This is a genomic window from Arthrobacter sp. D1-29 (assembly GCF_054130585.1).
Map to the genome: position 1 here is coordinate 214,668 of NZ_CP096383.1, position 20,342 is coordinate 235,009.

General features: G+C 65.3%; 21 protein-coding genes. 15 read left to right on the forward strand and 6 right to left on the reverse strand.

Translation table 11 applies throughout. The annotated features are described in order from the left end of the window. Complete coding sequence (locus M1E17_RS01005; protein ID WP_457964819.1) at window positions 1–1,356, reverse strand: extracellular solute-binding protein; 1,356 nt, start codon at window positions 1,354–1,356, stop codon at window positions 1–3. Window positions 1,357–1,509: 153 nt separating this feature from the next. On the opposite strand from M1E17_RS01005, the gene M1E17_RS01010 reads away from it, so the two are divergent. From M1E17_RS01010 to M1E17_RS01030, 5 genes are all read left to right on the forward strand, one after another. Further along, the gene (locus tag M1E17_RS01010) at window positions 1,510–2,772 is read left to right on the forward strand and encodes an ROK family transcriptional regulator (RefSeq protein ID WP_457964821.1); all 1,263 of its coding nucleotides are present in this window, start codon (window positions 1,510–1,512) and stop codon (window positions 2,770–2,772) included. A 95-nt stretch (window positions 2,773–2,867) separates the two neighbouring features. Then, window positions 2,868–3,668, forward strand: a complete 801-nt coding sequence (locus M1E17_RS01015; protein WP_457964822.1) for an alpha/beta hydrolase — start codon at window positions 2,868–2,870, stop codon at window positions 3,666–3,668. Window positions 3,669–3,725: 57 nt separating this feature from the next. After that, window positions 3,726–4,664 carry a carbohydrate kinase family protein gene (locus M1E17_RS01020; protein ID WP_457964823.1) on the forward strand — a complete coding sequence of 313 codons (939 nt, stop codon included), beginning with the start codon at window positions 3,726–3,728 and terminating at the stop codon, window positions 4,662–4,664. 142 nt (window positions 4,665–4,806) lie between these two features. Next, window positions 4,807–5,952, forward strand: a complete 1,146-nt coding sequence (locus M1E17_RS01025) for a glycosyltransferase family 9 protein (protein ID WP_457964825.1) — start codon at window positions 4,807–4,809, stop codon at window positions 5,950–5,952. Window positions 5,953–5,966: 14 nt separating this feature from the next. Beyond that, on the forward strand, window positions 5,967–6,902 hold the full coding sequence (locus M1E17_RS01030; RefSeq protein WP_457964826.1) for a glycosyltransferase family 9 protein: 936 nt from the start codon (window positions 5,967–5,969) through the stop codon (window positions 6,900–6,902). Window positions 6,903–6,909: 7 nt separating this feature from the next. Here M1E17_RS01030 and M1E17_RS01035 read toward each other — a convergent pair whose 3' ends face one another. Further along, window positions 6,910–8,121 (reverse strand): ABC transporter substrate-binding protein, encoded by a 1,212-nt coding sequence (locus M1E17_RS01035; RefSeq protein ID WP_457964827.1) that lies wholly within the window; start codon window positions 8,119–8,121, stop codon window positions 6,910–6,912. 214 nt (window positions 8,122–8,335) lie between these two features. On the opposite strand from M1E17_RS01035, the gene M1E17_RS01040 reads away from it, so the two are divergent. The 3 genes from M1E17_RS01040 to M1E17_RS01050 all read left to right on the forward strand — a co-directional run bounded on the left by M1E17_RS01040 (window position 8,336) and on the right by M1E17_RS01050 (window position 10,349). Then, window positions 8,336–9,154: an HAD family hydrolase gene (locus M1E17_RS01040; protein ID WP_457964829.1), complete on the forward strand. Its 819-nt coding sequence runs from the start codon at window positions 8,336–8,338 to the stop codon at window positions 9,152–9,154. Between the two features lie 114 nt (window positions 9,155–9,268). After that, a complete protein-coding gene (locus tag M1E17_RS01045) occupies window positions 9,269–9,517 on the forward strand; it encodes a hypothetical protein (protein ID WP_457964830.1) in 249 nt (82 codons plus the stop codon). A 28-nt stretch (window positions 9,518–9,545) separates the two neighbouring features. Continuing rightward, a complete protein-coding gene (locus tag M1E17_RS01050; protein WP_457964831.1) occupies window positions 9,546–10,349 on the forward strand; it encodes a glycerophosphodiester phosphodiesterase in 804 nt (267 codons plus the stop codon). A gap of 36 nt (window positions 10,350–10,385) precedes the next feature. Here M1E17_RS01050 and M1E17_RS01055 read toward each other — a convergent pair whose 3' ends face one another. Then, on the reverse strand, window positions 10,386–10,862 hold the full coding sequence (locus M1E17_RS01055; protein WP_457964833.1) for a hypothetical protein: 477 nt from the start codon (window positions 10,860–10,862) through the stop codon (window positions 10,386–10,388). Window positions 10,863–11,005: 143 nt separating this feature from the next. Between M1E17_RS01055 and M1E17_RS01060 the strand changes: the two genes are divergently transcribed. Then, window positions 11,006–11,239 carry a DUF6480 family protein gene (locus M1E17_RS01060; RefSeq protein ID WP_457964834.1) on the forward strand — a complete coding sequence of 78 codons (234 nt, stop codon included), beginning with the start codon at window positions 11,006–11,008 and terminating at the stop codon, window positions 11,237–11,239. Window positions 11,240–11,423: 184 nt separating this feature from the next. After that, complete coding sequence (locus M1E17_RS01065; RefSeq protein WP_457964835.1) at window positions 11,424–11,765, forward strand: YciI family protein; 342 nt, start codon at window positions 11,424–11,426, stop codon at window positions 11,763–11,765. Window positions 11,766–11,776: 11 nt separating this feature from the next. Here M1E17_RS01065 and M1E17_RS01070 read toward each other — a convergent pair whose 3' ends face one another. The 3 genes from M1E17_RS01070 to M1E17_RS01080 all read right to left on the reverse strand — a co-directional run bounded on the left by M1E17_RS01070 (window position 11,777) and on the right by M1E17_RS01080 (window position 16,179). After that, entirely contained in the window at window positions 11,777–12,838 is a 1,062-nt protein-coding gene (locus M1E17_RS01070; protein WP_457964836.1) for an EAL domain-containing protein, read from the reverse strand. A 171-nt stretch (window positions 12,839–13,009) separates the two neighbouring features. Continuing rightward, entirely contained in the window at window positions 13,010–14,551 is a 1,542-nt protein-coding gene (locus M1E17_RS01075; protein ID WP_457964837.1) for a putative bifunctional diguanylate cyclase/phosphodiesterase, read from the reverse strand. A gap of 20 nt (window positions 14,552–14,571) precedes the next feature. After that, complete coding sequence (locus M1E17_RS01080; RefSeq protein WP_457964838.1) at window positions 14,572–16,179, reverse strand: sensor histidine kinase; 1,608 nt, start codon at window positions 16,177–16,179, stop codon at window positions 14,572–14,574. A 255-nt stretch (window positions 16,180–16,434) separates the two neighbouring features. Here M1E17_RS01080 and M1E17_RS01085 point away from each other — a divergent pair, with 255 nt between their 5' ends. The 5 genes from M1E17_RS01085 (at window position 16,435) to M1E17_RS01105 (ending at window position 20,328) form a co-directional block, all read left to right on the forward strand. Continuing rightward, complete coding sequence (locus M1E17_RS01085; RefSeq protein WP_457967926.1) at window positions 16,435–17,196, forward strand: class I SAM-dependent methyltransferase; 762 nt, start codon at window positions 16,435–16,437, stop codon at window positions 17,194–17,196. 126 nt (window positions 17,197–17,322) lie between these two features. After that, complete coding sequence (locus M1E17_RS01090) at window positions 17,323–17,775, forward strand: Rho termination factor N-terminal domain-containing protein (protein ID WP_457964839.1); 453 nt, start codon at window positions 17,323–17,325, stop codon at window positions 17,773–17,775. A 76-nt stretch (window positions 17,776–17,851) separates the two neighbouring features. Further along, on the forward strand, window positions 17,852–18,280 hold the full coding sequence (locus tag M1E17_RS01095) for a hypothetical protein (protein WP_457964840.1): 429 nt from the start codon (window positions 17,852–17,854) through the stop codon (window positions 18,278–18,280). Between the two features lie 20 nt (window positions 18,281–18,300). Next, window positions 18,301–19,110 carry an SDR family oxidoreductase gene (locus M1E17_RS01100; protein ID WP_457964841.1) on the forward strand — a complete coding sequence of 270 codons (810 nt, stop codon included), beginning with the start codon at window positions 18,301–18,303 and terminating at the stop codon, window positions 19,108–19,110. Between the two features lie 93 nt (window positions 19,111–19,203). After that, entirely contained in the window at window positions 19,204–20,328 is a 1,125-nt protein-coding gene (locus tag M1E17_RS01105) for a glycerate kinase (RefSeq protein ID WP_457964842.1), read from the forward strand. Window positions 20,329–20,342 lie beyond the last annotated feature (14 nt).

The following is a 20,342-nucleotide window of genomic DNA, read 5'->3' on the forward strand; positions in this document are numbered from 1 at the left end:
TCAGCCCTTCTTGCCGGCAAGTTCCATGCCCTGCTTGAGGAGCTCGTTGACGGCAGTGGTCGCCTGGTCCGCGAACTGGCCGATGGACAGCTCGCCGGTCGCTGCGCGGGGGAAGAGTTCTGCGATGGCAGCGCTAACAGCAACCGCTTGGGCGTAAGGGCTGAACGGGAGGACCTGAAGGTACTGCTCTTCATTCTTCTGGACCTTCATGGCCTCGGACTGGTACGGCAGGGACTGCGGGAGTTCGGAGGTCAGGGTTGTAACGGAGGGCATGCCCACTCCGGTCTGTGCCCTTACCTTGGCGTTGGGGCCGGTGCAGCAGTACCACTCAAGGAATGCGTAGGCCTCGTCCTTCATCTGGGTTTTGGAGGAGATCCAGTAGCCTGTGGCCGACGTGGTGGGGCTGACCCGCTTGGAGCCCATCATGGGGGCGGGCGCCATCCGGGCGAACTCGGCGGTTGCGGGATTGGTGGACACCATGCCGCCGAACCAGTAGCCGGCCAGTGCCATGGCAGTCCTCTTGGCATCAAACGGCGGCCAGTCCCAGCCATCCGGATTGGGATCCACCAGGGTGTAACCCACCTGCTTTTTGGCCACGTCGATGTGCCACTGCAGTGCCTGCCTGGCCTCCGGGCTGGTGAAGTCTGCCTTGGTCAGGTCGTCATTAAAGATGCGCCCGCTGGTGGTGGCCACCATGGCAGAGAGCGCCTCGATGGTAGGAGCGGTGCTGAACAGCCCATACTGCTCAACCTTGCCGCCGCCCCGCTTTGTCATGGGCTCGGCATATTCGAGCAGCTGGTCATAGGTGAGCGGCTTGTCCGCAGTCGGAAGCGGAATGCCGGCCGCAGCAAAGGCTTCGGTGTTGTACCAGAACATGGAATCCTGGGACCAGTCCTTGACGAATCCGTAACGTGGTCCGCTGCCCTGCTTGTTTCCGTCCCAGCGCCAGACGTCGTTGATCTTGGCCAGGTCGGATTCCTTCAGCGTGCTGGACTTCGCCAGATACGGGTCCAGATCCAGCGCCAGGCCGCGGCTCGCCAGGTTGGCAGTGCTGATGGCCCCAAGGCTCCTGGCCAGGTCCGGCGGAGTTCCCGCGGCCATCATGGCATTAAGCCGGGTGGGATCATCCTTGATCAGGGTGATGGGCACCTCGGGGTGCTCCTTGACCCAGGCGTCGATAACCTCCTGGGTGATTTCACCCGGATTGCCCATAATGGTCAGGCCGCCCGACTTTTTGGCCGCGCCGCCTGCCCCACTCGCCGAGCATCCGGTCAGGCCGCCGGCTGCTGCAAATCCGGCAAACAGAGCGGCGCCGCTGAGGAGGCTCCGGCGGGAAACATTATTTAGTGCATTCATTGGACGTACCTTCATCGCTACGGGCCTCGTGAGGCCGGTGTTTGTAATGTCCTGGACAAATCCCCGACTCATTGTGAGCGCTATCACGGAAGTGTGTCAAGAGTCTTTACACAAACTATTTCAATGACCTGCAAATTCATACATAATGGGAAAGTGAACTCCTCCAGAAGCGGTGGATCCCTCCGCAATCTCCGGCAATCCAACTCTTTGCATGTGCTGGATCTGTTGGCCAGCCAAGGCCCCATGCATCGCGCGGAGATGGCCAGGCGGGCCAACATCTCACGCACCACCGTCACCACCATCACCAGGGACCTGATGGAGCGCGGCGTCCTGGTGGAGCTTACCGAGCGGGCCGATGGCGGGGATGAAGTTGACGGCCGCGCCGGCGACCAGCTCGCCTTCAGCCCGGAAGCCGGCTGGATTGCGGGCATGAGCCAGGTCCTGGACAGGATCTGCGTCCGGATCACCGACCTGATGGGGCAGGAAGTGGCGTCAGCCGATGTGCCCATCGGCGCCAAGGATGATTGGCGTATCCGCGCGGAAGCCGCCGTCCACCTCCTGGACAGGGCACTGAAGGACGCCGGAGGAGAGCGTGAGGACCTTCTCGGCGTCGGCATAGGCCTGCCTGGGCAGATCAACCCCGTGGATGGCATCGTGCATGGCGCGCTCGCCGATCAGCCCTGGCACGGCATCAACGCGCGGGAGGAACTGGGGCGCCGCCTGGGTGTTCCGGTCTTCATCGACAACAACGTGCGCCTCGAGACGATAGCCGAGGCGAAATGGGGCGCCGGACAGGGGATCCAGGACCTGATGTACGTCAACATCTCCAGCGGAATCGCCGCCGGGTTCCTCTTCGGAGGGGAGCTCTACCGGGGCTCTGTTGGCGGCGCCGGGGAGTTGGGCCATGTTTCCATAGACGTCAACGGCCCGGCCTGCCGGTGCGGAAACCGCGGCTGCCTTGTCCTGGTGGCCGGCACTCCTGCCATCCTGGGCCGGCTCGCCCCCACGCTGGGCGAAACGGCCACCATGGATGACGTGCTGGCCGCCAATGCTGCCGGAGACAGGTCCGCCCAGAACGTCCTGGCCGAGGCCGGAACCATGGTGGGCCGTCTCCTGGCCAACATGTGCAACCTCCTCAACCCCACTCGCATCGTGGTGGGCGGCCAGACCTCCCTCGCCGGAGCGGTGGTGCTTGACCCGCTGCGTGACGGCATTACGCGCTACGCACTGACCCCTTCGGCAGCCCTGGAAGTGGTTGCCTCGGATCTTGGCGGCGGCCCCGAGGCCGGTGCCGCCGGCGGTGCCGCACTTGCACTGTCAAAGCTGACCACCTCATCTGAAATGCTGAGCCGGCTCCTGGACGGGGCCGCAACCGCTTCAGCGTCCGCCCGCGGCCGGGTGCAGGTAGCGAACTAGCGGGCCTGCCGCCGTCCACCGGGCTTCTCACGGTAGGCTCGGCACATGGCTGATGGACGACGTCGAACGTGGGGGACTGCTTTCAGGAGAAGGCAGTGAGGCGGCATAAGTATCAGTACGGCCAGGATCCCAGCCAGTGGGGCGAGCTTTTCCTGCCCGAGGCGCGGCCCGGACACCAGCTGCGGGGTGTGGTGGTGGTGATCCACGGAGGTTACTGGCGCTCGCACTACGGCGCCGAACTGGGCGAGCCGCTGGCCAAGGACCTTGCCGCGCACGGGATGGCCGCCTGGAACCTGGAATACCGCCGCGCCGGCAACGGTGGCGGCTGGCCGCACACCTTTGAAGACGTGCTGGCCGGAATCGACAAACTGCATGACGTCGCCGCCGCCCATTCCCTGGAACTTGGTCCGGTGGTGGCGCTCGGCCATTCAGCCGGCGGCCACCTCGCCGCCTGGGCCGCCGGCCGGAGCAAGCTGGGGCAGCTGGGGATGCCCGACGCCGACCGCCAGGTCAAGCGGAAGGAGAACGGGGACGCTGTCCTGCTGACCGGCGTGGTGAGCCAGTCGGGCCTGCTGAACCTTGCCGAGGCCGAGAAGCTGGACCTGAGCAGCGGTGCGGTCAGCAACCTGCTGGGCGGGTCGTCGTCGAAATACCCGGTGCGGCACAAGTATGCGGACCCCATGAGCACCATCCCGCTGGACCTTCCGGTTTTCGCGGTCCACGCCCTGGCGGACGGGGACGTCCCGCTGAGCCAGTCCGAGGCATATGCCGCCGCCGGCAGGCCGCCGCGATCACCGCAGCTGGTCAAGGTCCCGGGGGACCACTTCTCACTCATCGATCCGAAGTCCGCCGCCTACAAAAAATGCCGCGAGCTGGTGCAGGCGCTGATGGCCTAGCCCCAAAAGGTAACGGGCGTCCGGGCCGGGCGGGCGCTTCTCTGGCAGAGTATGACCATGCTTACTGTTATCGGCGAGGGGCTGGTGGACGTAGTCCAGCGAGCCTCCGGAATCCAGGCCCATGTGGGCGGCAGCCCCCTCAACGTTGCGGTGGGCCTGGCCAGGCTCGACCATCCGGTGCAGTTCATCGGCCGCTATGGCCGTGACGCCTACGGGGATGCGGTGGCCGCGCACCTGCGCTCCAGTTCCGTCATGCTCCCGTGGGGACCGGATGAGCAGCCCACCAGCGTGGCCACTGCCCTGATCGACGACGACGGCGCCGCCACCTACACGTTCGACCTCACCTGGGAGCTTCCCGGCCTCGCCGACCGGCTTGGCTTTATGCTTCAGGGCACCACCCTCCTGCACACCGGGTCCATTGCCACCATGCTGGCGCCGGGCGCCACCGACGTCCTGGCCGCCGTCGAATATGCCCACCCTTCCGCCACCATCAGCTTTGACCCCAACTGCAGGCCCAGCATCATCACGGACGTTGACTTCGCGCGCCGGCAGGCGGAAAAGTTCGTCACACTCGCGGATGTGGTCAAGGCGTCCAATGAAGACCTTCAATGGCTCTATCCCAGCCGCGACGTGCTGGACTCGGCGCGCCACTGGCTGTCACTGGGAGGTTCGGAAGGGCCCGCCATGGTGGTGGTCACGCGGGGAGCGGCCGGGCCGTGGGGCGTCACGGCCGCCGGCGAGGCGGAATTCCCCGCCCCCCGGGTGGTGGTGGCCGATACCGTCGGCGCAGGTGATTCCTTTATGGCTGCGCTGCTCTCCGGCCTTGTGGACAGGCACCTGGACGGCGCGCAGAACCGGAAGGAGCTCCGCGAACTCCCAGCCGAGGGCCTGGCGGAGATCCTGGCCCACGCGTCCCGGGCCGCGGCCATCACAGTGTCCCGGCCGGGCGCCAACCCGCCCAGCCGCGAGGAACTGAACGCCGTACCCGGAGAATAAACAGTTTCCGGAAAATGGGCAGGGCAAAGCCGGGCGCGTTCTTCTCGCGTGGCTGGCCAAAACACCGTATTGTGGCTGCACGAGCAGCGGCCCAGGCTGTGGAGGAGAAAAGCGTGGCCGCCTGATCCGAGGAGGGGCGCCCATGGAGCAGTTGACGGCAGAGTTCGGTGGATCGGGCCGCGTGGGTATGGGCGTCGGCCCCGTCCTGGAAAAGTTCGACGGCGTCTCCCGCATCGCCGTCCTGCGCGGCGGCGGACTGGGGGACCTGATTTTCGCTGTCCCCGCCATGGCCTCGCTCAAGGCGGCCTATCCCGGAGCGGCGATTACGCTGCTCGGGACCCCGGTTCACGAGGCACTCATCGCCGCGACGGAAAGCCCTGTGGACGAAGTGCTGGTGCTTCCGTTCTCGGAAGGTGTGCGCCCGGGCGACGAGGATGCCGACGAACTTGAGAGGTTCTTTTCGCGCATGCGGGAGCGGCGTTTTGACCTTGCCGTGCAGCTCCACGGCGGCGGGCGTTACTCCAACCCTTTCTTGCTGCGGCTCGGAGCCCGCCACACCGTCGGCACTCGCACTGCTGACGCGGCCAGCCTGGAGCGGACGGTCCCGTATCTCTACTATCAGCACGAGCCGCTGCGGGCCCTGGAAGTGGCGGGATTTGCCGGAGCCTTCCCCGTGGATTTGGAAGCCAGGCTCTCTGCTGCCGCAGGCGCCGACGCTTTGCCGCCCGGCCTGGCTGACGACAACTCCCGGCCCCTGGTGGTGCTGCATCCGGGTGCCACCGATCCCCGCCGGCGGTGGCCGCCGGACCGGTTCGCGGAACTGGCCGCAGCCTGCGCTGCTGACGGCTGCCACGTGGTGGTTGTTGGCGACAGGAGCGAACAGCGGCTCGCGGAGCGAATCGTTCAACTTGCTGCTCCTGCATCCATCCGCTCCGTGGCTGGCGAACTGGACATGGCCGGCCTGGTGGCACTGCTTGCCCGCAGTGCCGTGGTGGTGGGGAACGACAGCGGCCCCAGGCATCTCGCCCAGGCGCTGGGGGTACCCACCGTGGGCATCTTCTGGGCGGGAAATGTGATCAACGCCGGGGCCCTGGGCCGGAGCCTCCACCGCATCCATCCATCCTGGGTGACCACCTGCCCTGTTTGCGGGATAGATATCACGCAGGTCGGCTGGACGGCGCCGCGCTGTCCGCACGATGAGTCGGTCGTGGCCGATATAGGGGTGCGGGAAGTCCACGAGGACGTTCGCAGCCTGGTAGCCACCGAACCTCATGCGCACGGCGGATAGGAGGCTGGTGAGGAATGGCGGTGGAGAACGGTAAGCCGGATGTGCTGGTGTTGCGGGCACTCAAACTTGGGGATCTGCTGGTGGCGGTGCCTGCGCTGCACGCACTCCGCCGCGCCTATCCAGGGCACAGGCTCCGGTATGCGGCGCAGGGGTGGCTGGCAGAGGCGCTGAGCCTGGTGGGCGGTTTCGAACTGCTTCCCACGCATGGACTGGACGTGCCGCTGGCGGTAGAGCCGGGCAGCGTGGACGTGGCAGTCAACCTTCATGGCAGCGGGCCGGAGAGCCAGGCGAGAATCGATGCTGTCCGCGCGCGGCGGACCATAGCCCACGGCACGGACCACCGGTCCGGACCGCGCTGGCGGCCGGACCTGCATGAGCGGGAAAGATGGGTCCGGCTTCTGGAGTGGCACGGGATTGAGGCGGACCCGCTGGACTTCCGGGTGGATGTTCCGCCCATTGCCAGTCCGGTTCCGGCGGCCACGGTGCTTCATGTCGGCGCCGCCTATGGGAGCCGCTTGTGGCCGGCGGACCGCTTCGCCGCCGTCGCCTCCAGGCTTGCTGAGGCCGGGCACAACGTCATCTTCACCGGCAGTGCGGGCGAACGGGAACGGGCACTGGACGTGTGCATCCGATCCGGATTGCCGGCCACCGCCGTCCTGGCCGGGAACCTGAGCCTGGGAGAATTTGCGGCCACGATCGCTGCCGCCAGGCTGGTGGTTTCGGCCGACACCGGGGCAGCCCACCTGGCCTCCGCGTACAGCACCCCTTCGGTGGTACTTTTTGGGCCGGCGCCCCCCGAGATCTGGGGGCCGCCGCCCGGGCCGCACGTGGTGCTGACCCGGGCCGACCTGCGCCGCGGTGATACTTTCGCCGCAGATCCCGATCCCGCCCTGCTGGCTGTTTCGGTCCAGGACGTCCTTGCCGCCGTCCGGGACCTCGGAGTGCTCTAAGCGGCCGCTACTCCGTCCCCAACCCGGCCGCGGAAGCCTCCGCTCCCGTCACCTCGTTGAGGGCCGTGAGGTTGAAGATGCCGTTGATGTCGGCCTGCTTGGTGGTGCCGGCGTCCACGCCGTCCTGCAGCAGCTTCTTGTAGGTTCCGGCCAGCGGATCAACGGTGAACACAATGTTATTCAGGGACCGTTCGATCACGTCAGGCTTGAGCTCGGCGCCTGCTGCGTCCTTGAGCGCGGCATTGATGGTGCTGGCCTTTTCGTCGGCCGGGGCATTGTTCAGCCACTCCACGGACCTGGCGTGGCCCTTGATCAGTGCCTTGACGGTGTCCGGGTGTTCCGCGGCGAACGTTTTGTTAACGATCAGGATGGTGGTGGGGAATTCGCCGGCCTTGCCGGAGAGGGAGCCGTCCCACAGGTCCTTTTCGTCCACCAGGACCTTGGCTCCTGCCTGGAGCACCAGACGGGACGCCCACGGTTCAGGCAGCCACGCGCCGTCGAGCTTTCCATCCTGGAACAGCTTCAGGGTCTGGGCGTTTTCGGTGGGGTTGATGGCCACGTCGCCGCTGCCGTCCACGTTGGTCTGATAGCCCTGCGTCCCGAGCCAGGCCCGCAGCGCCACGTCCTGGGTGCCACCCAGCTGGGGGGACGCCAGGGTTTTGCCCTTGAGGTCCGCCGCCGAGGTGATTTCAGGCCGCACCACCAGCTGGGCGCCGCCGGCAGCAGCGCCGGCAACGATGCTGATGGATTGTCCCTGGCTTTTGACGAAGGAATTGATGGCGGGGTTGGGCCCGATGTACGTGGCGTCGATGGCGCCGGCGTTCAGGGCTTCGATCGCTGCAGGACCGGCATTGAATACCTGGGTGCTGAGCTTCGTGCCGCCCAGTTCCCCCGCGATTAAGCCCTTGCTGAGGCCCACCAGGGCAGGCGCATGGGTGACATTTCCGAAGTAGCCCAGCCGCAGCTCAGCGGCAGGGTTTCCGGACGCGGCGGGATCTCCCGAGACGGCGGCCTGTCCGGCCGGGGCGCCATTGTTGCCGGCGACGGCGGAGGCGACGGCCACGCCGCCGCCCACCAGGGCGAGGATGCCGGCCAGGACGCCGATCTTGAGGCCGAGGGGGCGTTTGGGGGCGGTGGACTGGCCCGCCACGATGCGGGTGGATCCTTGCTGTTCCTGCGGGGCCTGGCTGCGGGGGTTCTTGTCTTGTGGTGTTGACACCGGATTTCCTTTGCTGGGGCGGTCAGTGGAGATGAGACTACGGAGCGCCCCTGCGGTGCCACAACGGGCCTGTCGCCTGCGTTAACCGGGCGTCGTGAAAGCTCAACACGGGGTAGCAGGGCGTCAAAAAACGTCTCGGGGCTACATATGGAAGCCGCCCGGGGAACCAGGCAAGGCGGAAATCCCGGCGCCGCCACCCACGTAGACTGGCAGGATGCGGCTGGTAGCAAGTGACATTGACGGAACGATCCTTGGGCACGACGGAAAAATCAGTGACCGCACCGTCCGCGCCTTCCACGCCTGCCGAAACGCCGGCGTCGAACTCGTTTTTGTCACCGGCCGCCCGCCGCGCTGGCTGCACCCGCTGGAAGAGCAGCTGGGCCACACGGGCACCGTGATCTGTTCCAACGGTGCCGTGGTCTGGGACCTTGAGGCGGACCAGCTGGTGTCCGCGCGGACGCTGGGCATCGAGTCCGTGATGGAGGTCCGGCGGATCATCAAGGACCTGCGCCCCACTGCGTTGTTCGCCGCCGAAACCCTCACGGGGTTTCACCTTGAGCCAGGCTTCATTCAAAATGCCTCCAGTGAACTCCTCTCCGAATTCACACCTGCGCCGCTGGCCGAAACGCTCGCCCAGGATTCTGAAGTGGTCAAATTCCTGGCGATCGTGCATGAGGGCACGCCGGATGAATTCCTGGCCGAGGTGGCCCCGGCGGTGGCCCATCTTGCGGCGGCCACACACTCCTCGCCCGGGGCCTCGATGCTGGAACTATCGCTTCCCGGCGTCAACAAAGCCGTGACGCTGGCCGAATACGCGGCGTCGCTTGGCATCGACGCCGCGGACGTTGTGGCCTTCGGTGACATGCCCAATGACATTGAAATGCTGCGGTGGGCCGGCCACGGCTATGCCATGGCCAGTGGTCATCCGGAAGCCATCCGCGCCGCCGGCCAGCAGGCGCCCCATTTCGACGACGACGGCGTGGCCCAGGTTCTCGAAGCCAGGCTCGCGGCCCTGGGCGTCAAGCTTTCCTGACTCCAAAAAGTTGGGTTTTCGCCGCCCGATTTCACAGCTAACGCTCACCGGCCGTTCATCTTTGCTCCCTAACGTAGGCCGTGGACAAAGCGCTCCGTGGCTTGAGGGGAAATCATGGCAAGGAAAGTCAGTCAACATGTGGCCGAGGCAACGCTGCGCCCTGCTGAACCGGCCGCGCACTGGAAGAAACTGAAGCAGGGGGACCGCGTCAGCGTCCGGCTCACGCCTGCTTTTGTCACCCTGGGCCAGGTGGACGCCATCACGTGGGACCACACAGCGCTCTGGGTGGAGCTCGACGGCGGGGGCGGACGCGTCCTGGTCCACTGCAGCGACGGTGTCGAGGTGGCATTGCAGGAGGAATAGGGGCCCGCGGCTCGGGTACGCTTCCAACGTGACTGAGCCGTTTTTTACTGCCGCCCGCGGTTCCGCGGGCTCCTGGCCGGTGGCCATGGCCCACCGCGGTTTTTCACGCGAGGGGCTGGAAAACTCCATGGCCGCGTTCCGCGCCGCCGTCGAGCTCGGATACCTGTACCTGGAAACCGACGTGCACACCACAGCAGACGGTGTCCTGCTTGTCTTCCATGACGACAGCCTGGACCGGGTAACCGACGGCAGCGGCAGGATCGCCGAACTCACGGCTGCTGAGGTGGCGGCAGCCCGCATCGGCGGACGGGAGGCGGTGCCGCTGTTTGACGAGCTGGTGACGGCCTTCCCTGAGGTCCGGCTCAACGTGGACGTCAAGGACTGGGCATCGGTCAGAAGCCTGGCCGCAGGAATCGAGCGCCACCAGGCCCACCACCGCATCCTGGTTGCCAGCTTTTCGGACCGCCGGCGCCGGGCCGTGCTGAAACTCCTCAGCCGCCCCGTGGCGTCCTCCGCCGGGGTCATCACCAATGCGCTGTTTGTGGCACTTGGACCCCTCATGCCAACCAGTTGGCTGGGGCGGGTGCTCGGCAGTGTCCTGCACGACGTGCACGCGCTGCAGGTTCCGGTCAGGTACGGAGTGGTCAGGGTGGTCACCAAGGCCTACGTCCGGCGGGCGCATGAGCTGGGCCTCATGGTGCATGTGTGGACCGTCAACGAGCCCCAGGAAATGCGGCGGCTTCTCGCCCTCGGAGTGGATGGCATCGTGACCGACCGTGCCGATCTGCTCAAACAGGTCCTGGAGGAGCGCGGCGAGTGGCCCGGCACCTGACGGTCCGGGCCTACCCCTCTGCTACATTTCAGCTGGTCAGCCGCGCCCCAAACCAGTGGACGGGTCCTGGTCGCCCTCGCTTGGATCCGCGCGCAGGGCATCCGGATCGCCTTCCGGGAGGCCTGCAGGCCCGGGCACATCGCGGGGAGGCTCAGTGGTCACGCCGCTGTCCTCATCTGAGCTAGTTCCTCCGGGTGCATTGCCGTTCATGCCGGAGTCGCTTCCGGCTGGGCTGCCTGGAGCTCCCGTTTCCGCGCCCGTGGCGTTGGTGCCGGCTGGGGTGGTCGGGTTGCTGGAAACCGGCCCGGTGGCAGAGCCTGCCTTCAACCCCGGGGCCTTCTCCTTCTCCGCCTCCATGGCGTTGGAGCCCTCGCTGATGGACGAATGCACTTCAACGTCGCTGTTGGGGTCCGTGGGCTCCGGAACCTTCGCGTTTTCTGTGGGCGTGGACGTTCCCGCCAGGTCCTCCATGGCATTTTCCGCTGCCTTGCCGATGCTGTCGCCGATACCCATCTGGCTGCTCCCTTCCGGACATTGTGAGCCGGCCGGCCATGTGCGGGGCCGCCGTGCGTTACCCTTCCAGAATTATCAGCATGCTTACAATTAGTCCAGAGCTGGGGAAGGAACCGCAGCCCGTCCCAGGAAGGAACAGCACCATGAGCAGCTACCATCCGGAGAACGATCCAGCCAACCCTGATCCGCCCGGCGCAGCCGGACAACAGGGCGCAGGCCAGCAGGGGCGGGGGCCGGGAAAGGACTCGGCTGATTCCGCCAATCCCGATCCGCTGGAGGGTAACGTCACAGGCCTGGAGCCCGGCGGCGGAGTCCCGCCGGGGGAGACGCCGCCTGCGGAGGACCAGATGAGCGGGGACCAGGGGCACGACGAGTAGGCTTTCCCACCCGATGCCGTGCACTCTCAAGCCAATCCGTGAGAGGCACGGCCTGAGCCCGATCTTTGCGTGGAAGAGATCCTTGTGCGGCCGATATCGTTGCGCGGGCCGAAATCTTTGCGCGACCCGGTGGTATTGGCGAGGATGAATGCCATCCCCGTTCTGCGAAGAAGGAGTCCACGCGATGACCAAGTATCTGATCTCGTTTCCGAGCGCTGCCATGGACTTCCCGGACGAAGACCTGCAGGCCGCTTCGGACGCGTCGCGCGCGGTGGTTCAGGAGGCGAAGGACGCCGGTGTCTGGGTGTTCGGCGGTGGCATCGATGAGAGCATCCCGCCTGTCATGGTGGAGGGCGATGGGACCGTGCGCGAGGGCACCTATCCACAGACAACGCAGCTCGACGGCGGCTACGCAGTGCTGGAACTGCCCTCCTACGATGCGGCCCTGGAGTGGGCCGCGAAGCTGGCGGCCGCCTGCCGTTGCGCCCAGGAGGTGCGCGCTTTCCATTACGACCCCGCCAGCTAGGACTCTGCTCGTTAGCGCTTGTCCTTCGCCCCGGAGCCTTCCGCCATGTGGCTTGCCTTGGCGGCGTGCTGTGCCAGCCCGTCCGGGTCCAGTGGCGTGTTCCAGGCCGCCCAGTCCTTCGGCCGGACGGAGGGGCGCCCCAGCAGGTAACCCTGGCCGGCGCTGATCCCGAGCTCGGTCAGAATACGGAGCTCCTCCGGGGTTTCAACGCCTTCGGCCACCAGCACCGAGCCGATCTGCTCTGCGAAGTCCACCATGCAGGCTGCCAAGGCGTAGTGCGAGGCGTCCTTGTCCACTCCGCCAATAATGTTCCTGCCCAGCTTGATGAAGTCGGGACGGAGGTGCAGCATCCGGCTCAGGATGCCGGCGCCGGACTGGGAATCGTCGATGGCAATCCGCAGCCCGCGTTCACGCAGGGGTGTAATTGCGGAAATGAAATGCAGGTATTCTTCGTCCGGAATTCCATCGGTCAATTCCAGGACAATACGGCTGACGGGCAACTCGATGTGGTCAAACAATTCAGGCAGCCGGGGATCAATGCAGGACGACGGCGAGATGTTCAGGGACACGTAAAGCTGCGGGGGAAGTTTGGCTGCTGCCGCGGCGGCCGAGCCCAGAGCCGAGAATTCCAGATTGGCTCCCAGCCCCACTGCCGCGGCTTCCGCGAACCACAGCTCGGCGCTGGCGCCGTCGTCACTGACAAACCTGGAGAGGGCTTCAACACCCACCACGCTCTGGGATGCCAAACCGTAGATGGGCTGGAAGGCGGTCATCAGCATCTGGTTCTCAAGCAATGAACTGATCCGGGACAGGCTCATCAGGGTGTCCAGCTGCTCAACCAGCCGCGGCGGCATGCCCTCCAGCGGCAAGGGGGTGCGGACGGCGTCGGAGCCGCCCTGTTTGAGCGCCTCCTGCTGCCTGGATTCAAGAAGATGTTCCAGGAGGGCCCTCTCGGGGACTCCCGGGTTTTCGTCCAGCAGGTTGCTGAGACGCTGACGTGTTGCTGCGCCGGCAGGATCGGAGTCCGCCAGCACCGCAGCAATGATTCCCCACGCTTGTACCCGAACCGACATTAGCTACGCCCCCAGTTGACGAAGTAATGGCCCGTTGGCCCCTTCATTGTTCAATTTCAGATGCCTTCGGAATACGTTACTTCTTGATTAAGCCGATTCCCTTTGGCGTGGAAACCGGACACCGCATGCTGATCGTATATCGGCGCGGCGAAAAGCGCAGCAATTACAGGATTACGGCCTGGTATTACCTGCGGAGGATTCGGCGGCCACCAACGCCGGAATCTGCTCGGCCGGCACCGGCCGGCTGAAGAAATAGCCCTGGGCGCTGAGGCAGCCGAGGCGCCGCAGATGCTCAGCCTGCTCGGCTGTTTCCACACCTTCCCAGACTGCCTCCAGGCCGCAGGCCCGGATCAGCTGGAGAACGGCGGCCACCAAGGCGGGCTGGCTGGGATCAGATCCCAGGCCCACAATCAGTGAGCGGTCCACCTTGACCCGGTCCACCGGCAGCTTCCGGAGGTAGCTGATCGAGGAATAGCCGGTTCCGAAATCGTCGATCTCGATGCCCACGCCCAGTCCACGCAAACCGCCCAGCGAATAGCGGTCCAGGTCATTTCCCTTCACGATTGCCATTTCCGTCAGCTCCAGGACAACCTGCTCGGGACGGACGCCAGTCTCCTTGAGCACGGCACGGACGTCCTCGATGAACTGAAGGCTTTGGAGATCGCTGGCGGAAATGTTGATCCGGACAGAGAACCGGCTGTCCACTGCGGAGTCGGAGATCCATCGCCCGAGCTGGCCCACTGCTTCCTTCAGCACCCAGACGCCGAGCTCTGAGATCAGCCCCGCCTCTTCCGCGAGCGGGATAAATTCATCCGGCATGATGAGGCCACGGGTGGGATGGTTCCAGCGGATCAGGGCTTCGACTCCCTCGATCTGTCCGGTGGCAAGCTCCACCACCGGCTGGTAGTAGAGCACCAGGCCCTCGCCCTTGATGGCGGCCCGGAGGTCATCCAGCAGTTGGCTGCGGAGCCGGCGGACCAGCAGAAGTCCCGGTTCGAAGATGTGGAGCCTGTTCTGTCCCTCGGCCTTGGAGGCGTACATGGCCACATCGGCCTGCATGAGGATATCCTCCGGCCGCTGCCCCCTGCCGCCGACGCTCAGCCCCAGGCTTGCCCCGCAGCGGATGCTCCGGTCAGGCAACTCGATGGGCCGGTTCAAGGCTGCCAGGACGCGGTGCCCCACAAGAGTTGCCTGATCCGGGTCTGTTGCCGGCATCACGATGGCGAACTCGTCTCCGCCCAGCCGGGCCACGACATCCGTGACGCGTACGGCATCCCGGATGCGTTCTCCCACGGTGATCAGGACCTGGTCGCCCACCGTGTGCCCAAGGGTGTCATTGATGGACTTGAAGGCATCCAGGTCTAGCAGCAGAATGACCGGAGGTTCAGCCTCCGACGCCTCCTCGCCCTGCGCCGATTTCAGGGCTGCCAGGAGGGCCGAACGGTTGGCCAGGCCCGTGAGGGGGTCCTGCATGGCCATCTTCTGCATTTCCAGGTGGGCTTCGTGGAGCAGTTGGGTGCGGACTTCGACCCGCTGCTCAAGTTCCTCATAGATGATCTGCAGGTCCTCCGCCAGCAGGTTGGTGCCCATGATGATGGCATCGAGCTCGTCCCGGGCGGGGGAGACCTCGATGCGTGACTGGAGATCCCCGGAGGCAAGGCGGACAATGCCGTCCAGCAGTTGGGTGAGCCTGGGATCATTGCCAGCGAACATCTGGTTTCCTCCTTCCGGGATCAGTTGGCGTGGTTCCCGCCGGCGTCCAGGGGGAGGCTGACAGTGACGGTTGTGCCTGCACCGAGTTCTGAAGCGACATGAATTCTGCCGCCGTGCCGGTTCACGATGTCCTGGGTGATGGCAAGCCCAAGCCCCGTCCCCGGGACAGCCCCGGCCATGGCGTTGGACGCCCGGTAGAACCTGGTGAAAACATGGGCGAGCTCATCGGTGGAAATGCCAATTCCGGTGTCCGCCACACTCACTGTTGCCCAGTGCGTACCGTCAGGGGCAGTGTCTGCCACGCTGCCCACCTGGATTTTTCCGCCGCTTGGCGTGAATTTGATGGCGTTCGAGACCAGGTTGGTGAAGACCTGCTGCAGCTGGACCTCATCCCCCATGATTTCCGGGTCCTCCCGGACAGGTTCAACCGCAATGGTGACGTTTTGGAGCTTGGCCAGCGGCCTGAGGGCTCCGGCCACGATGTCCAGGGTCCGCCCCAGCCTCACGGGCGTCAGATGAAGCGGAGTTTCGGTATGCCCGTCCCGCGACACACTCAACATGTCTTCGATGAGCAGCCTCAGCCGCTCGGTGTTCCGGACCACGATGTCCAGCATTTGGTGGACCTCGCTGGATACAGGATCGGCGGTGCTCTCCTGGATCATGTCCAGGTAGGCCATGATCGACGTCAGCGGCGTGCGCAGTTCGTGGTTGACCGTGGCCAGAAAATCGGTTTTGGCCTTGTCCAGGTGCTGAAGCTGTTTGACCACTTGCTGCTGGCTGCTGATCAGGTGGCTTTGGATCAGCCCGTGCGCGGCGTTTCCGGCAACGTGCTGAATCAGCCCGAGCTCGGCGCGTGACCAGCTCCGGGGCTTGTCCATCAGCGCGATCCAGATGAGGCCCAGGGACGAGTCACCTTCCCCCATGGGAACCAGGACCGACGCCGTGGCGTTCAGTTTCTGGAGGGAGCCCGGCAGCCGGCTCTGCGCTTCGGCATCAGGGTGGTCCCACCCGTCAAAAGTCAGGGACTCCGCTCGTGACCAGAGCAGATCCGCCGTCCGGAGCGCCGATTCTTCATCCGTCAGCAGGCCAGCCGGGAGGGGTTTCAACCCCGGCCTGTTCCACTGGGCGGTAATTCGCGGCACCCTGTCGTCTTCGAACGTGGTCAGCCAGACGCGGTCGGCGGCGAACGTTCCGCCGAATCCCGCCACCACGTAGTCGGCGATCTCCTGCGGATCGTTGGTGCCGCGGACGGCGGCCGAAACCAGCCGCAGCTGTTCGCGCAGTGCCTCAGCCGCTGCCCGTGCATCGGCCCGCCGCGCCACAAGGTTGATCAGCGCCGTGGTCCGGTGGACGAGTTCACGCGGTGCAGGAGGCTTTGCGATGCAGTCCCGGATGCCGGGCCGCTCGGTGGCGGCGACCTCCGCAGGGTTGTCCAGGTCCACCAGTACCAGGACGGGAACGTCTGCCTCCACCATGGACAGGGAGCTGTCCACCACGAGGACTGACGCGCCGCCTGCGTCGAGGGCGGCGGTGGCTGCGCCGGCATCGCCGGCCGCGCGGACTGTGTAGCCTGCGGCCAGAAGTGTTGCCTCGATGAAGTCCCGGCGCCCGGCGTCGGGGTCTGCCACGACGGCAGTTCGTTGCGCAGTCGTGACAGATGCAGTCGCGACAAATGGTGTGCCAGCCCCCACCCTGCCCCCTTCGCTCCTGATTGACTACATTCTAGGGGGATGCAGCGCTGCTGGTCCTGTATGCGTTGAGCGGAGGCTGATCGTGACGAAACATCGGACCCGGTGATGCAGGCCAACGGGAGGCGCGGGACTTATATTGGGACGGTGCCTTCCGCCCTGAAACTCGTGCGCTCTGCCCTGCAGAAGTACCTGATGATCCCCACGCTCATCCGGCTGTCCCGCTCCGCGCCCAAGGACAGGCACGTGGCGTGGGACCGGTACTGGGCCGGAATTGCCAGGACGGGGCCGCACGGGGAGGTCCTGTGGGACTCCGGGAGCGATCACGAGCTGCTTGGTTACCGCGACATACTGCAACGGCACCTGGATCCCGGACTGCCAGTGGTTGACATTGGGTGTGGCCACGGCAGCTTCACCCGCGGCCTGGCAGCGTTGTTCCCGCAGGCCATTGGCGTGGATGTCTCCGCCCATGCAGTGGCGCGTGCCACCAGTGAGTTGGCGGAGCTGGACAACGTCAGTTTCCTGGCACGCGACATGACCGCGGCAGGGGCCGGTAAAGGGCTGGCCGGGCCAACCGACGCGAACGTCTTCATCCGCGGCGTCCTCCACGTGCTGGACCCTTCTGATCAGGCAGCGCTGGTGGAAAACCTTCGGGAAATTGTTGGTACCAGGGGCGCCGTGTTCCTGGCTGAAACAAACTTCCAGGGCAATCCGGTGGAGTATGTCTCGCACCTGGGTGCCACCTCCCGTGCCATTCCCGCCCCGCTGGAGCGTGCCATCCGGGAACTGCCGATGCCCGGCCATTTCGGGCCTGAGGAACGCAGCAGGGCCATGCCCTCCCATTTATGGGAGCTGCTGGAAGATGGCCCGGTGACTATAGAAACCAACCCCATGACGGCGGTGACGGGCGCGAGCATGATACCGGGCTATTTCGCCGTGCTGCGGGCCCGCAGCTAGTCGCCCTGCCTAGCTGCGGCAGGCTGCTTCAATCACGTCAATCCGGCTCTTGACACATCGCCAGGATCGCGGGCTACTTAATAAGTACCCTTACTAACTGACCTATCAGGAGAGAGGATCAGTACCGTGGCACAGGATAAAGGCAACCGGACCAAGGACCAGCCTGACGTGCAGGAATCCGAAGAAGACCTGGGTGCAGGTCCTGAAGGAGGCAAGATCCGGCAAGGACCCGAGTCGTCCAAGTCCCTGAAGTATTCGCAGGAAGTGACATCAACGGACGATGAACCGGAGCGGGAGGGCAGGAGCCTTGCCACAACCCACCATGAGGTCATCCGGCAGTGGGCCGAGGCCCGCAACGGTGTTCCGGCCACAGTGGAGGGGACCGAACACGGAGACCATCTGGGAGTGCTGCGGATTGACTTCGGCGGCGATGATAAAAATCTCCGCCACATCTCCTGGGACGAATGGTTTGATACTTTCGATGCCCGCGGGTTGAACTTCATTTATCAGGAGCAGCGCAGCGACGGCCAGGACTCCAATTTCTTCCGCCTCGAGAATCCTGGCCGGGAAGACGCCTAGACGCTTCAGTGGTGGCGGCCGGGCAGGCACCGGCCGCCACTGCTTTCCTACTGGAAGCTTTATTTAATATTCGGGAATGACAATGCGTAACCCAATCCCCATCGGCTCCCTTCGGCAGATGCTGTTGCCCCCCACCTTCGGGTCCCATCTGACGCAAAGCGCCGAGTTCACCGTACTCTCGGTTGAAGTCTGGTCAACCGGCCTGGTGGTCAACATTCATGTGGCCTCCGCGAACGGAAGGCCGGCGCCGGACATTGCTGTTGAGGATCACCAGGGCACGGAATATTCATTGCGGGACTCCGTCACGGTCGGATCCCGCAATCTCCAGATTTTTACACCCTCTGTGCCACCTGGAACCAGGAGCCTGACCATCAGGTCCACCGAGGAGGATGACGCCCGCCTTGTGGTGACGTTCGCCGTCCCGCCGGTTCGCCTGGTGGAAGACGACGAGCCAACAGACATTGACCTCCTGTCACCGCCATACCGACTGCGCCGCCCGGCTTGATGGATTGAAAGGTTGCCGAAATGGAAGACACCACCGGCTTTTCCCCGATGACCGCAATCGTCACAGGATCTGATTCGGGCATCGGCAGGGCCACCGCCGTAGCCTTGGCCAAGGCCGGACTGGATGTCGGCATAACGTGGCACAGTGACCAGGCCGGCGCTGAAGAAACCGCCGACGAAGTCCGCAGTCTCGGGCAGAAGGCTGCGGTCCGGCAGTTGGACACTACTGACATCCGCGGTTCCGCGGCCGTCATTGATTCCCTGGCTGACGAGCTGGGCGGAGTGGATGTTTTCGTCAACAACGCGGGCACCGGCGACCAGACCAAATTCCTTGACCTCGACGTGGAAACCTGGATGGGCACGCTGGACACGAACCTCAATGGCGCTTTCGTGTGCATGCAGGCCGCCGCGCGCCGGATGGTCAAGGCGGGCCGGGGCGGGCGCATTGTGGCGGTTACCAGCGTCCATGAATTCCAGCCCCGGGTGGGCTCCTCGGCCTATGACGCTTCCAAGCACGGCCTGGGCGGACTGATCAAGACCATGGCGCTGGAGCTTGCGCAGTTTGGCATCACAGCCAACAGTGTTGCGCCTGGGGAGATTGCCACGCCCATGACCGGCCAGACGGACGAGGATCCCACGTCGAAGGACCGGCCGGGGGTTCCCCTGGGCAGGCCGGGTGACGCCCGGGAGGTGGCCGCAGTCATCGCTTTCCTGGCTTCGCCTGAATCGAGCTATGTGACGGGTGCCTCCTGGGTTGTGGACGGGGGCATGCTGCAGATGGGTCCGCAAGGTGGCTCGCACATCACCGCACACGACTGGCGGGAAGGCTGACCCCCTTCAAGTAGCCGCGTGCGCTCGGATGCCGATGTCCAAATGCCGGGCGGGCAAGCGCTTGCCAGTTAGCAGACTGGCATGATGGAGGGCATGCGCATTCTTATTGCTCCGGACAAGTTCAAGGGCTCGCTCACTGCCGCTGAAGCAGCAGCTGCCATCGCCGAGGGCGCGCTGCGCGTCTATCCGGATGCCGTGGCCAACCAGTTCCCCATCGCAGACGGCGGCGAAGGCACTTTGGAGGCCGCGGTGTCCGCCGGGTACGAGGAACGCCTGAACGCTGTGGTGGGGCCAATCCTGGCACCTGTTGGTGCCGCCTGGGCTTTCCATAAATTGTCCGACGGCGGCGCTACCGCGGTCATTGAGACGGCCCAGGCCTCCGGCCTTGCCGACATGGACCCCACTCCCGTGAACGCGCTCCGTGCCCACAGCTATGGCTGCGGGCAGCTGATCGCTGCCGCCCTGGACGCGGGTGCCACGGAGATTGTTCTGGGCCTCGGCGGTTCAGCAATGACCGACGGCGGCAGCGGCGCCCTTCGTGCGCTGGGCCTCAAGCCACTGGATTCAGCGGGCAACGTTGTTCCGCTGGGCGGGGGATCGCTGGCCGATGTTGTTGCCCTTGATACGTCAGGGCTGGACCCCAGGCTGTCGGCCGTTTCCTTCCGGATTGCCGTGGATGTGCAGAACCCCTTGTATGGCCCGACTGGAGCGGCCCACGTCTTCAGTCCGCAGAAAGGCGCCGATGAGGAGGCAGTTGAACTGCTCGACGCCGGCCTCCGCAACTGGGCCTCCGTCCTCCGGCAGGAGACGGGCCGGGACGTCAACATCCAGGGCGCAGGCGCAGCAGGCGGCTTCCCGGCGTCGTTCCTTGCCTTTACCAGTGCCACGCTGGAAGGTGGCTTCGCTTTGGTGGCGGGCCTGACGGGGCTGGCCGGGCAACTGGCGGACGCGGACCTGGTGATCACCGGCGAAGGTTCCATGGATACGCAGTCCCTCACGGGCAAGGCGCCCATCGCGCTCGCCGACGCGGCCCGCGAACGGGGCATCCCCGTGATTGTGGTGGCCGGGCGGATCCTGGTGACTCCTGAGGATCTGGCGCAGCATGGCGTTGTGGCCGCGGCGCAACTGCTCGATGTGGCCCCCAGCCCCCAGGATGCGATTGCCCATGCGGCAAAGTACCTGACCTGGGCCACCACGCAAGTCCTGGAAGGGGCATAGGAGCGGCCGGCTGG